Origin of the sequence: Streptomyces sp. NPDC088261 (assembly GCF_044740805.1) — a bacterium.
Classification (GTDB): Bacteria; Actinomycetota; Actinomycetes; order Streptomycetales; family Streptomycetaceae; genus Streptomyces.
Genome location: NZ_JBIURL010000004.1, coordinates 474,169 through 486,361, shown reverse-complemented (window position 1 = coordinate 486,361; position 12,193 = coordinate 474,169). Strand labels below are relative to the sequence as shown.

Below are 12,193 nucleotides of genomic sequence, written 5' to 3'. Positions count from 1 at the left end.
TGCGGGGTCTTGTTTTGCGTAACGGTAGTCATGCGACACAAAACACGCTTTACGTTCCGGACACGACCCCTGCCCGTCCCCCTTCCAGGCCCGCGCCAAAACAACCCGGCCCACCCCGGGTCTTTAAGCCCGTCCGGCGATTGAGGACCATCCAGCCCGTCCGGCGATTGAGGACATCGGTAAGCCGCGCCCACCGCCGGGGCGCAGACGCCCGCCCGGCGATTGAGGGCACGAGCAAGCCGGTCAGCCCGACAGCGCCTCCGAGAGGACCGGGGCCACCTGCGTGACCTGCCACGCGCGCGCGCCATGCGACGTCAGCGCCTCCGCCACCGCCTCCCGCGTCGGAGACGCCGGCGGCTCCCAGCACACGCGCCGCACCGTGTCCGGCGTGATCAGGTTCTCCTGCGGCATGTTCAACCGCTCCGCCAACGCCGACACCGCCGCCCGCGCAGCGGAAAGCCGCGCCGCCGCCTCCGGATCCTTGTCCGCCCAGGACCGCGGCGGCGGCGGCCCCGAGACGGGCTGGCCCGGCTGCGGCAGCTCGCTGTCCGGCAGCGCCTTCGCGCGGTCGACCGCCGCCTGCCACTGCTCCAGCTGCCGCCGCCCCATCCGGTGCCCGAACCCGGGCAGCGCGGTGAGCGCGTGCACGTTCACCGGCAGCGCCAGCGACGCCTCGATGATCGCCGTGTCGCTCAGCACCTTGCCGGGGGAGACGTCACGCCGCTGCGCCACACTGTCGCGGGTGTTCCACAGCTCCCGTACCGCCGCCATCTGCCGCCGCCGCCGCACCTTGTGCATGCCGGACGTACGCCGCCACGGATCCTTGCGCGGCGGCGCCGGCGGCGCCGAGGCGATCGCCTCGAACTCCTGGTGGGCCCAGTCCAGCTTGCCCTGCCGGTCCAGTTCCTTCTCCAGCGCGTCCCGCAGGTCCACCAGCAGCTCCACGTCGAGCGCCGCGTACCGCAGCCAGGGCTCGGGCAGCGGGCGCGTCGACCAGTCGACCGCGGAGTGGCCCTTCTCCAGGGCGAAACCGAGCACGTTCTCGACCATCGCGCCGAGCCCGACCCGGGGGAAGCCCGCCAGCCGGCCCGCCAGCTCCGTGTCGAACAGCCGGGTGGGCGTCATGCCTATTTCCCGCAGGCACGGAAGATCCTGGGTGGCCGCGTGGAGGATCCACTCCGTGTCGGAGAGCGCCTCGCCGAGCCCGGAGAGGTCCGGGCAGCCGACCGGGTCGATCAGCGCCGTACCCGCGCCGGCGCGGCGCAGCTGAACCAGATACGCGCGCTGACCGTACCGGTAACCGGAAGCACGTTCCGCGTCCACGGCCACGGGACCCGTCCCCGCGGCGAACGCGGCGATCACCCGGGCGAGGGCGTCATCGGTCTCCACCACGGGGGGAATGCCCTCGCGGGGCTCCAACAAAGGGATCGGCGCCGTTTCGACGTCGTCCGGGGGTGCGCCCCCGGTGGTTCGCAGTGCTGGGTCTGCTGCGGTCTCTTGGGCGTCGGTCACCTGTCAAGGGTATCCGCCTGCGCGAACCGCTGACCTGCACTTTCGGTCCAAGAGTCGGATGACCTGCGAAAACACCTCCCACAGGCCCCACAGGTACGCCCCGAACAGACGCCTGAACGCACACCGCCCGCCGACGGAACGTTCCGTCGGCGGGCGGTGTGCGTGGGGGAAAGGGGTGAGGGGAGGGGCGGTGGTGGAGGTGGTGGGGGGTGCGGCCAGGGGGTGGTGGGGGTCGAAGCGGTGTGCGCCGGTCAGTGGATGATTCCGGTACGGAGGGCCACGGCGACCATCCCCGCCCGGTCACCCGTGCCGAGCTTGCGCGCGATCCGGGCGAGGTGGCTCTTCACGGTCAGGGCCGACAGGCCCATCGAGACGCCGATGGCCTTGTTGGACTGGCCCTCGGCGACGAGTCTGAGCACCTCGACCTCACGGCCGGAGAGCTCGCGGTAACCGCCCGGGTGGCTCGGGGCGCCCGGGGGGCGGCGGTGCATGCGCGGTCCCGCGCCGAGGGGCGCGGCGCCGGGACGGGTCGGGTGGCCGATGTTCGTACGCGTACCGGTCACGACGTAGCCCTTGACGCCGCCCGCGAGGGCGTTGCGCACCGCGCCGATGTCGTCGGCGGCGGAGAGCGCGAGTCCGTTGGGCCAGCCTGCGGCCCGGGTCTCGGACAGCAGGGTCAGCCCGGAACCGTCGGGCAGGTGGACGTCGGCCACGCAGATGTCGCGCGGGTTGCCGACGCGGGGACGGGCCTCCGCGATGGACGACGCCTCGATGACGTCACGGACTCCAAGGGCCCACAGGTGGCGGGTGACGGTGGAGCGGACGCGCGGGTCGGCCACGACGACCATGGCCGTCGGCTTGTTCGGGCGGTAGGCGACCAGGCTTGCGGGCTGCTCGAGGAGAACGGACACCAGGCCTCCTGGGGGAAGGTGCGTGCGGGACGTCTCCGGCGCTGGGGATGAAGCCGGGGCGAACCGTGCTTGAAGGGTCATTGACCTCTTCGGCACCAAACCCGTCGGCCTTTAGAGAATGATCACGATTTGGTGAGTAACAATTCGGGCAATTCGGATGCATGATCGATCATCCTACGAGTGGTCAGTCACCGAAGGCCTCCCCGGAGATGGTCGGGAGAGGCCTTCGGGACGTACGGCGCACACGCGGCGCGGGCTGCTGAGGGGGCGTCAGGAGACCTGTGGGCCGCGCCGCTGGGGAAGGGACACCACACCCGCGTCCGGCCCTCCGTGGCCCGTTCCAGGCCCTACCGGGGGCAATCCCGCGAGCTGGCACAGCAGATCGCACCAGCCCGCCAGGTGCGCGGCCGTGTCCGGGACCCCGCCCCGGCCCTCCCGGGGCGTCCACGACGCCCGGATCTCGATCTGCGTCGCGGGCCTGCGCTCCGCGAGCCCGCCGAAGTAGTGCGACCCCGCACGGGTGACGGTGCCGCTCGCCTCTCCGTACGACAGGCCCCGCGCCTCCAGCGCGCCGGTCAGCCACGACCAGCACACCTCGGGGAGCAGCGGGTCCGCCGCCATCTCCGGTTCCAGTTCCGCCCGTACGAGGGTCACCAGCCGGAAGGTCCCCTGCCAGGCGTCGTGCCCCGCCGGGTCGTGGAGCAGGACCAGCCTGCCGTCCGCCAGGTCGTCCTCACCGTCGACGACCGCCGCCTCCAGGGCGTACGCGTGCGGAGCCAGCCGCTTCGGCGGCGCGGTCGGGTCGATCTCGATCTCCGGACGCGGCCGTGCCGCGCGCAGGGCCTCGACCGCCTGCCGGAAGGCCCGTGGAACGGCGTCCCCCTCCGCGTCCCCGTCCCTGCCCTCCGTTCCCTCGGTGCCGTTGGAATGATCGGAAAACTGTCCCTGAGCCGCAGCCATGCGGGGAAGAGTAGGCGGAACGGGGGCCGCGCGCAGGGAGGGACACCCGGCCCGGGGCCGCGGCTTACCCGTACATGCGAAGATTCTGGTCGTGAGCGCCATGGAACGCCCCTCGGGCCAGCAGCCGACGACGTACGACTCCGCCTTCATGAAGGCGTGCAGACGTGAACCGGTGCCGCACACGCCGGTCTGGTTCATGCGCCAGGCGGGCCGCTCGCTGCCCGAGTACCTGAAGGCGCGCGAGGGCATTCCGATGCTGGAGTCCTGCACGCGCCCGGAGTTGGTGGCGGAGATCACGCTCCAGCCGGTACGGCGCCACAAGGTCGACGCCGCGATCTACTACAGCGACATCGTCGTCCCCCTCAAGGCCATCGGCCTCGACCTGGACATCAAGCCGGGCGTCGGCCCCGTCGTCGCGGACCCCGTCAGGACCCGTGCCGACCTGGCGCGGCTGCGCGACCTGACCCCCGAGGACGTGTCGTACGTCACGGAGGCGATCGGCCTGCTCACCGCCGAGCTGGGGGCCACCCCGCTCATCGGCTTCGCCGGCGCCCCCTTCACGCTCGCCAGCTACCTCATCGAGGGCGGGCCCTCGCGGACGTACGAGCGCACCAAGGCCATGATGTACGGCGACCCCGGCCTCTGGTCCGACCTCCTCGACCGTCTCGCGGCCATCACGGGCGCCTTCCTCAAGGTCCAGATCGAGGCGGGGGCGAGCGCCGTCCAGCTCTTCGACTCCTGGGCCGGCGCGCTCGCCCCCAAGGACTACCGCACCTACGTGATGCCGGCCTCGGCCAAGGTCTTCGAGACGGTCGCCCCGTACGGGGTCCCGCGCCTCCACTTCGGCGTCGGTACGGGCGAACTGCTCGGCCTCATGGGCGAGGCGGGCGCGGACGTCGTCGGCGTCGACTGGCGCGTCCCGCTGGACGAGGCCGTCCGCCGGATCGGGCCCGGCAAGGCGCTCCAGGGCAACCTCGACCCGACCGTGCTCTTCGCCCCCACCGAGGTGGTGGAGACCAAGGCGCGCGAGGTGCTGGACGCGGCGGCGGGCCTGGAGGGGCACGTCTTCAACCTGGGCCACGGCGTCATGCCGAGCACCGACCCGGACTCCCTGACCCGCCTGGTCGACTACGTCCATACGCGGAGCGCCCGCTGAGCGGGCACCCGTCCACTCACATGCCCGCCGCCCGCACCGCCGTCACGGCCTTGCGGGCGGCCACCAGGACCGGGTCCCAGACCGGTGAGAACGGCGGCGCGTAACCGAGGTCCAGGGTCGTCATCCGCTCCACCGTCATGCCCGCCGTGAGCGCCACCGCCGCGACGTCCACCCGCTTCGCCGCGCCCTCGCGCCCGACGATCTGCACGCCGAGGAGCCGTCCCGTACGGCGCTCCGCGAGCATCTTCACGGTCATCAGGGTGGCGCCGGGGTAGTAGCCGGCGCTGTGCGTGGACTCGATGGTCGCGGTGACGAACCGCAGCCCTGCCCTGCGCGCGTCCTTCTCCCGCAGGCCCGTCCTCGCGATCTCCAGGTCGCAGACCTTGCTGACGGCCGTACCGACCACGCCCGGGAACGTCGCGTACCCGCCGCCCACGTTCGCGCCGATGATCTGGCCGTGCTTGTTCGCGTGGGTGCCGAGCGCGAGGTGCCGGGTCGCGCCCGAGACCAGGTCGAGCACCTCGACGCAGTCGCCGCCCGCCCAGATGTTCTCGTGGCCGCGCACCCGCATCGACAGGTCGGTGAGCAGCCCGCCGTACGCGCCGAGCGGCAGTCCCGCCGCGCGGGCCAGGGCCGTCTCCGGGCGGACGCCCATGCCGAGGACGATCACATCGGCCGGGTACGCGGTGTCCTCGGTGGCCACCGCCCGGGCGCGGCCGTCCTCGCCGGTGAGGATCGCGGTGACCCTGGCGCCGCCGAAGGTGGTGATGCCGAGGCCGTCCATCGCCGTGCGCACCAGCCGCCCCATGTCCGGGTCCAGGGTGGCCATCGGCTGCTCGTCGCGGTGGACGACGGTGACCTTGAAACCGCGCTTGAGCAGCGCCTCGGCCATCTCGACACCGATGTACCCGGCCCCGATCACCACCGCGCGCCCGCCGTCGTGCCCCGCCAGGCCGTCCAGCAGCGCCCGGCCGTCGTCGAGGGTCTGCACGCCGTACACCCCGGGCGCGTCGATGCCGGGCAGCGGCGGCCTGACGGGGTGCGCGCCGGTGCCGATGACCAGGTGGTCGTAGCCGGTCCAGCTCTCCGTACCGTCGCCGAGATCACGCGACCGCACCCGCCCGCCGGCCACGTCGATCTCGACCACCTCCGTGCGGGTCCGCAGGTCGATCGCGCGCTCGCGGTGCTCCTCGGGCGTGCGCGCGATCAGCGCGCCGGGACCCGCCACGTCCCCGCTCACCCAGTACGGGATCCCGCACGCGGAGTACGAGGTGAAGGTCCCGCGCTCGAAGGCGACGATCTCCAGCCGGTCCGGCCCCTTCAGCCTGCGGGCCTGCGACGCGGCGGACATGCCCGCCGCGTCGCCCCCGATGACCACCATGCGCTCCGCTGCCATTGCGCGTCCTTCCGCTCCGTCGTCCGCCACGGAACGCTACGCGGGCGCGGTGGCTCAGTCCCGCGCGCGGGGCCCTTCCTGAGCCCCCTCGGCCGGAGCCGGGACGGTGGCCGGCGCGGACCGCCGCCGCAGCCGGGCGCGGACCGGCCGCCACAGCAGGTAGAGCACGCCGAGCACGGCGGCGAACGGCGCCACCGCCCCGATCGCGACGGCGATCCACCGCAGGGTGGCGACCAACGCGTCCCACCCGCCGCCCAGCGCGTCCACGAAGGTCGGACCGTCGTCCGAGCCGTCCTTCTCCTCCACCGGTGTCTCGGTGAGGTCGAGCGTGACGGTCGCCAGCGTTGTGCGGTCCTTGAGCGAGGCCCGCTGGGCGAGCAGTGACTCCAGATCCGCCTGACGGCGGCTCAACTCCCCCTCCAGCGTGACCACATCACTCAGCTTGGTGGCCCGGTCCATCAACTCCCGCACCCGCGCCACACTCACGCGCTGCGAGGCCACCCGGCTGTCCACGTCGACCACCTTGTCGGTGACGTCCTTCGCGTCCGCCGTGCGGGACAACAGCTTGCCGGTGCCCGCCAGTTCGCGCAGCACCCGGTCGTACGACTCCTGCGGGACCCGCAGCACGACCGTGGTCGACACGTGGTCGTCCTCGATCCGCTCCGTACTCTCCTTCTCCACCACACCACCGGCCCCCAGCGCGACCGACCGGGCCGTGGCGAGCGCCTTCGTGGCGTTCTTGACCTCGACGGCGAGCCGCGCGGTCCTGATGACATGCGTCATGGCCGGGACCGTGTCCCCCGGGCCCTGTCCCGTGACCTTCCCGGCCGGGGCCCGACCTTCGGCGTCGGCCCCCGCGCCCTGCCGGTCGGACACCGCCCCGTCGGCGCCCCTTCCCACGGCGGCGGACTTGGCCTGCGAATCGGCGCCGTCGTCGCCGCCCGCCGAGCAACCGGCCAGTGCGAGTGACGCGGTCAGCAGCGCGGCCGCGAGTGTGGACATCTTCCGCATGAGTTCCCCCCTGGGACATGCACGAGTGATGCCGGTTCGACGGCGGCCCCGGCGGGCGGGTTTCCCTTCCGCGGTCCCGAAGAGGTCACGGTCGGGACTCGTTACGGGTTTGAGAGAGTGGGCCCATGGAGTCGAACGCGCAGCACGTCAGCACACACACCGGCCGGGTTGTTGTCATCGGCGGCGGGATCGCCGGACTCGCCGCCGCACACCGGCTGCTGGGCGCGGGTGTCGCCGTGACGGTGCTCGAAGGCTCCGCGCGGCTCGGCGGGAAGCTCCTCACGGGGGAGATCGAGGGGGTGCCCGTCGACCTGGGCGCCGAGTCCATGCTCGCGCGCCGGCCCGAGGCCGTCGACCTCGCGGAGGCCGTGGGCCTCGGCGACCTGCTCCAGCCGCCCACCGCGGGCGGCGCCTCGGTGTGGACCAGGGGCGCGCTGCGGCCGATGCCCAAGGGCCATGTGATGGGCGTCCCCGGCGACGCGACTGCCCTCGCGGGACTGCTCTCCGACGAAGGACTCGCCCGGATCGCCCAGGAGCCCGACCTGGCACCCACCGAGGTCGGGGACGACGTGTCGGTCGGGGAGTACGTCGCCGAGCGGCTCGGCCGCGAGGTGGTCGACCGGCTGGTGGAGCCCCTCCTCGGCGGGGTCTACGCGGGCGACGCGTACCGCATCTCCATGAAGGCCGCCGTACCGCAGCTCTTCGCCGCCGTCCGTACCCACGACTCGCTGCTCGAAGGCGTCCGCGACCTCCAGGAGAAGGCGGCGGCACGGCCGCAGTCCGCCGCCGTCTTCGCGGGCATCGCCGGGGGAGTGGGCACCCTGCCCCGGGCCGTCGCCGACGCCGTACGGGCCGGGGGCGGCGAGATCCTCCTCGACACGCCCGTCCTCGGCCTCACCAGGACCCCCGACGGCTGGCGGATCCGTACCGGCACCGGAGTCCTGAACGCCGACGGCGTGGTCCTCGCGACCCCCGCGTGGTCCGCCGCCACCCTCCTCGCCGCCGAATCCCCCGCCGCCTCCGCCGAGTTGGCCGCCGTCGAGTACGCCTCCATGGCCCTGGTCACCCTGGCCTTCCGGCGCTCCGACCTCACCGGCATGCCCGAGGGCAGCGGCTTCCTCGTGCCGCCCGTCGACGGACTCACCATCAAGGCCTCCACCTTCTCCACCCGCAAGTGGGGCTGGGTGTCCGACGCCGCGCCCGACCTCTTCCTCCTGCGCACCTCCATCGGCCGGTACGGCGACGAGGAACACCTGCACCACGAGGACGCCGACCTGGTCGACGTATCGCTGCGCGACCTCGGCGAGGCCACCGGGCTCGACGCGAAACCGGTCGCGAGCGAGGTCACCCGGTGGATCGGCGGCCTGCCCCAGTACCCCGTCGGCCACCAGGCCCGCGTCGAGCGCGTACGCGCCGCCGTCGCCGCCCTCCCCGGCCTGCGGGTCTGCGGCGCCGCCTACGACGGCGTCGGCATCCCCGCCTGCGTCGCGAGCGCCCGGCGCGCCGCCGACGAGATCATCGCCACGTCGACCCTGGCGCGGGGCACCGGACGCGGCGCGGGAGAATAGCCGTATGACTGCTGCACCAGACAAGACGCCGAACGCCGGCAAGAAGGCGAAGGACCTCAACGAGGTCATCCGCTACACCCTGTGGTCCGTCTTCAAGCTGCGCGAGGCGCTGCCCGAGGACCGCGGCGGGTACGCCGAGGAGGTCCAGGAGCTGTTCGACCAGCTCGACGCCAAGGACGTGACGGTACGCGGTACGTACGACGTGTCCGGGCTGCGCGCCGACGCCGATGTCATGATCTGGTGGCACGCCGAGACCGCCGACGAACTCCAGGACGCGTACAACCGGTTCCGCCGCACCCGGCTCGGCCGGGCGCTGGAGCCGGTCTGGTCGAACATGGCGCTGCACCGCCCCGCCGAGTTCAACAAGTCGCACGTGCCGGCGTTCCTCGCCGACGAGACGCCCCGCGACTACGTGAGCGTCTACCCCTTCGTACGCTCGTACGACTGGTACCTGCTGCCGGACGAGGAGCGCCGGCAGATGCTCGCGGACCACGGCAAGATGGCCCGCGGCTTTCCTGACGTACGCGCCAACACCGTGGCGTCGTTCTCGCTCGGGGACTACGAGTGGATCCTCGCCTTCGAGGCCGACGAGCTGTACCGCATCGTCGACCTGATGCGTCACCTGCGCGCCTCCAAGGCCCGGCTCTACGTCCGCGAAGAGGTGCCGTTCTACACCGGGCGCCGCAGGTCCGTGGCGGACCTCGTCGCCGGGCTCGCGTAGCGCCTGTCCGCAGGGCGCGTCCCCGGAAAAGCCTGGCGGCCGGGTCCGTTCCCGCCGAACGGGCCCGGCCGCTCCGCCCGGAAGATCAGACGACCGGCGGCAGCTTCGTGCCCGCCGACCGCTCGTCCACCGACACCGGGTCCGGCTCCGCGTGCGGCGCGCACTCCGCGCGCCGCACCGGCGTCGTCCCCCGCAGCAGGTAGTCCTCCAGGTACCGGTTGACGCAGGCGTTGGCGCCGCCCGCGATCCCGTGCGTCCCGGCGTCCCGCTCGGTCACCAGCACCGAGCCCGCCAGCCGCCGCTCCAGCTCCAGCGCCCCCTCGTACGGGGTCGCCGCGTCGCGCTCCGCCGCCAGGATCAGCGTCGGGGGCAGCTCACCCGGCCAGGTCCGGACGTCCACCGGCTCCTGCCGGGGCGCGGACCAGAAGGCGCAGGGCAGATTCATCCACGCGTTGTCCCAGGTCTCGAACGGCGCGGTCCTGGCGAGTTCGCTGTTGTCGCGGTCCCAGACCCGCCACTCCGTCGGCCACGGCGCGTCGTTGCACTCGACGGCCGTGTAGACGGCGTTGCCGTTCTCGCTCTCCGCGGCGTCCCCCTCGCGCGGGGCCGCCTGCTCGACCAGCGGCTTCTCGTTGCCCTTCAGGTACTCGGAGAGCGCCGTGGCGCGCATCACCCAGTAGTCGTCGTAGTACCCGGCCCCGAGCATCGCCGCGTGCAGCTGCGCCGGACCGACCGTCCCGCCCGCCGGCTCGTGCGCGACCCGGGCGCGCACCCGCTCGTAACCGCGCGCCACCTGCTCGGCGTCGGTGCCCAGGTGGTACGTCGTGTCGTGCTTGGCCACCCAGGTACGGAAGTCGGCCCAGCGCCGCTCGAACGCCTGCGACTGGTCCATGTTGTTGCCGTACCAGATCTGCCGGGGGTCCGGGTTGACCGCCGAGTCGAAGACCATGCGCCGGACGTGCGAGGGGAAGAGCGAGGCGTACAGCGCGCCGAAGTACGTGCCGTACGACGCCCCCATGAAGGTGAGCTTCTTCTCGCCGAGCGCCGCGCGCAGCACATCGAGGTCACGGGCGTTGTTCAGCGAGGTGTAGTGCCGCAGGGCCGGCCCCGCGGTACGGGCGCAGCCCAGCGCGTACGCCTGCGCCTCGGCGATCCGCTCCTTCTTGTACGACTCCGAGGGGTGCGTCGGGGACGGGGAGGGCGCCTTCGCGAAGTCCGCCGGGTCCTGGCAGGAGAGCGGGGCGGAGCGGCCGACGCCGCGCGGGGCGTAGCCGACGATGTCGTACGCCTGGGCGATCCGCTTCCACTTCGGCAGGGTGGCGGCCCTCGGGAAGTACATGCCGGAGGCGCCGGGGCCGCCCGGGTTGTAGACCAGCGCGCCCTGCCGGTCGGCGGCCTTGCCGCTCGCCAGGGCCCGGCTGACGGTGAGCTTGATGGCGGGGCCCTCGGGGTCGGCGTAGTCGAGCGGGACCTCGACCGTGCCGCAGGTGACCGGGGCGGGCAGCATCTCCGCCTTGGGGCAGCGGCCGAAGGTGATCCCCGCGCCGGCGGCCCGCTCGGCGGCGCGGAGGACTCCGTGCGTCTCGGCGGTGAGCGTCTCGCGGGTGGTGGCCCGGGGGCCGCCGGTGTCGGCGCCGTCCGCGGGGGCGGCGACGAGGGCCGACAGGACCAGGGAGCCCAGGGTGGTCAGAGCCCCGTACTTCACTACAGCTCTCATCGCGTTCCCTTCGCGCGTGCGGACGAGGGGCCGGCCGCACGACCGAGGGTCGGCGCGGGGGAGGGGCGGAACAAGGACCGCCGGGCGGTGTCGGGGGCAATGACTCCGATGCGCGGCGGGGTCACTCCGGAGCACCTCCCGGGGTGCGGAAGGGCCCGGAGTGTGCGTGGACGCACTCCGGGCCCTTCCGCACCCCCGCCTTCCCCCGGTCAGGAGCCGCCGCCTCCGCACCCCCCGCCGCCCCCACCGCAGCTGGAGCCGGATCCCCCGCAGCTGGAACCGCCGCCGCAGCTGGAGCCCCCGCCGTCCGAGCCGCCGCCGCCTCCCCCTCCTCCGCAGCCGCCGCTCGCGGCGCAGCCCCCGCCGTGCCCGCCGTGCCCGCCGTGCGACGAGCGGTCCGTGCTCGCCCCGCAGCCGGCGCCCGGCATGGCGCCCGCGCACCAGGTCGTGGCCGTCCCGGTCACGACGGCGGCCGGCAGGAGGCCGTCCTCCGGCCTGGCCCGTGCGGCCGTTCCCAGCTGCCGCCGCAACTCCTCGTCCGGCAGGGCCCGCAGTCCGCCGGTGGCGACCAGCCGGGCCGGGTCCGTGGAGGAGGGATCCCGGAGCGTGAAGTCCTTGAGGGCGGACTGGCCCGCGCCGGTCAGCCGGCTCCTGGCCCGGCCCGCGCAGATCAGACCGACGAAGGCGCTCACGATCATCAGCGGCGGCAGGATGAAGAGGGCCAGCGGGAAGCCGTCGCCGGGCTCGGAGTTCACGGTCAGCACGGCCGCCACGACAAACGAGAACGGCACCCCGATGACGCTCAGAATCCCCTGGATCAGCCCCCATCGCGCGTACGGCTTCGCCTCGGCCGGCGGTATCAGCAGGCCGCGCGCCGCGAGCGTGTCGCCGATCCGCTGGACGGCCTCGCCGCGCATCACGGCGCGGCGCAGCGTGTGCAGGGCGCCGCTGGGCGCGGTGGCGTGCGCTTGCATCACGGCCAGTTCGACCGCGTTGCGCGCGTCGGACGGGCGCAGCGCGACGATGCCGGGGCCGCCGACGGTCAGCCGGCCGTCGGCCTGCATCCCGGCGATCACGGTGTCCACGACCCGGCCGGGGCCGCCGGCCAGGAAGGCGCCCTCCAGGACGTCGTGGACGGGGGCGGGTGTGCCGCGCCCGCGGAGCCGGACCACGCCGCTGATCAGCAGGACGGAGGAGACGGCGACCGCGAGTGCGATCACCACGGGGACAACGGTCATGGT

The 12,193-nt window shown here is 73.4% G+C and carries 10 protein-coding genes; 3 read left to right on the top strand and 7 right to left on the bottom strand.

Annotation, left to right across the window (positions count from 1 at the left end; all coding sequences use genetic code 11):
- Nucleotides 1-243: 243 nt before the first annotated feature.
- From ACIODU_RS11825 to ACIODU_RS11815, 3 genes are all read right to left on the bottom strand, one after another.
- Complete coding sequence (locus tag ACIODU_RS11825; protein WP_356433264.1) at nucleotides 244-1,512, bottom strand: ribonuclease D; 1,269 nt, start codon at nucleotides 1,510-1,512, stop codon at nucleotides 244-246.
- A gap of 251 nt (nucleotides 1,513-1,763) precedes the next feature.
- A complete protein-coding gene (locus ACIODU_RS11820; protein WP_356433262.1) occupies nucleotides 1,764-2,423 on the bottom strand; it encodes a response regulator transcription factor in 660 nt (219 codons plus the stop codon).
- 270 nt (nucleotides 2,424-2,693) lie between these two features.
- Entirely contained in the window at nucleotides 2,694-3,383 is a 690-nt protein-coding gene (locus tag ACIODU_RS11815; RefSeq protein ID WP_356433260.1) for a DUF3000 domain-containing protein, read from the bottom strand.
- A gap of 91 nt (nucleotides 3,384-3,474) precedes the next feature.
- On the opposite strand from ACIODU_RS11815, the gene hemE reads away from it, so the two are divergent.
- A complete protein-coding gene (hemE, locus tag ACIODU_RS11810) occupies nucleotides 3,475-4,539 on the top strand; it encodes a uroporphyrinogen decarboxylase (protein ID WP_401766722.1) in 1,065 nt (354 codons plus the stop codon).
- A 16-nt stretch (nucleotides 4,540-4,555) separates the two neighbouring features.
- On the opposite strand, the gene ACIODU_RS11805 is transcribed toward hemE, so the two are convergent.
- Nucleotides 4,556-5,935, bottom strand: coding sequence for an FAD-dependent oxidoreductase (locus ACIODU_RS11805; protein WP_401766719.1), 1,380 nt, complete (start codon nucleotides 5,933-5,935; stop codon nucleotides 4,556-4,558).
- Nucleotides 5,936-5,989: 54 nt separating this feature from the next.
- Nucleotides 5,990-6,946: a DUF4349 domain-containing protein gene (locus ACIODU_RS11800; protein WP_401766716.1), complete on the bottom strand. Its 957-nt coding sequence runs from the start codon at nucleotides 6,944-6,946 to the stop codon at nucleotides 5,990-5,992.
- 125 nt (nucleotides 6,947-7,071) lie between these two features.
- Here ACIODU_RS11800 and hemG point away from each other — a divergent pair, with 125 nt between their 5' ends.
- Both hemG and hemQ read left to right on the top strand, forming a co-directional pair.
- Complete coding sequence (hemG, locus tag ACIODU_RS11795) at nucleotides 7,072-8,514, top strand: protoporphyrinogen oxidase (protein WP_401766713.1); 1,443 nt, start codon at nucleotides 7,072-7,074, stop codon at nucleotides 8,512-8,514.
- A 4-nt stretch (nucleotides 8,515-8,518) separates the two neighbouring features.
- Nucleotides 8,519-9,235, top strand: a complete 717-nt coding sequence (hemQ, locus tag ACIODU_RS11790) for a hydrogen peroxide-dependent heme synthase (protein ID WP_167025340.1) — start codon at nucleotides 8,519-8,521, stop codon at nucleotides 9,233-9,235.
- A gap of 85 nt (nucleotides 9,236-9,320) precedes the next feature.
- On the opposite strand, the gene ACIODU_RS11785 is transcribed toward hemQ, so the two are convergent.
- Together ACIODU_RS11785 and ACIODU_RS11780 are read right to left on the bottom strand one after the other, a co-directional pair.
- Entirely contained in the window at nucleotides 9,321-10,952 is a 1,632-nt protein-coding gene (locus tag ACIODU_RS11785; RefSeq protein ID WP_401766710.1) for an alpha/beta hydrolase, read from the bottom strand.
- Between the two features lie 209 nt (nucleotides 10,953-11,161).
- A complete protein-coding gene (locus tag ACIODU_RS11780; protein WP_401766707.1) occupies nucleotides 11,162-12,190 on the bottom strand; it encodes a TIGR04222 domain-containing membrane protein in 1,029 nt (342 codons plus the stop codon).
- Nucleotides 12,191-12,193: the final 3 nt, after the last annotated feature.

Bases quoted from the DNA above. Each gene is read 5' to 3' on its own strand.
- ACIODU_RS11785 (WP_401766710.1), bottom strand. From the start codon at position 10,952: ATGAGAGCTGTAGTGAAGTACGGGGCTCTGACCACCCTGGGCTCCCTG.
- hemQ (WP_167025340.1), top strand. From the start codon at position 8,519: ATGACTGCTGCACCAGACAAGACGCCGAACGCCGGCAAGAAGGCGAAG.
- ACIODU_RS11805 (WP_401766719.1), bottom strand. From the start codon at position 5,935: ATGGCAGCGGAGCGCATGGTGGTCATCGGGGGCGACGCGGCGGGCATG.
- hemG (WP_401766713.1), top strand. From the start codon at position 7,072: ATGGAGTCGAACGCGCAGCACGTCAGCACACACACCGGCCGGGTTGTT.
- ACIODU_RS11800 (WP_401766716.1), bottom strand. From the start codon at position 6,946: ATGCGGAAGATGTCCACACTCGCGGCCGCGCTGCTGACCGCGTCACTC.
- ACIODU_RS11780 (WP_401766707.1), bottom strand. From the start codon at position 12,190: ATGACCGTTGTCCCCGTGGTGATCGCACTCGCGGTCGCCGTCTCCTCC.
- ACIODU_RS11815 (WP_356433260.1), bottom strand. From the start codon at position 3,383: ATGGCTGCGGCTCAGGGACAGTTTTCCGATCATTCCAACGGCACCGAG.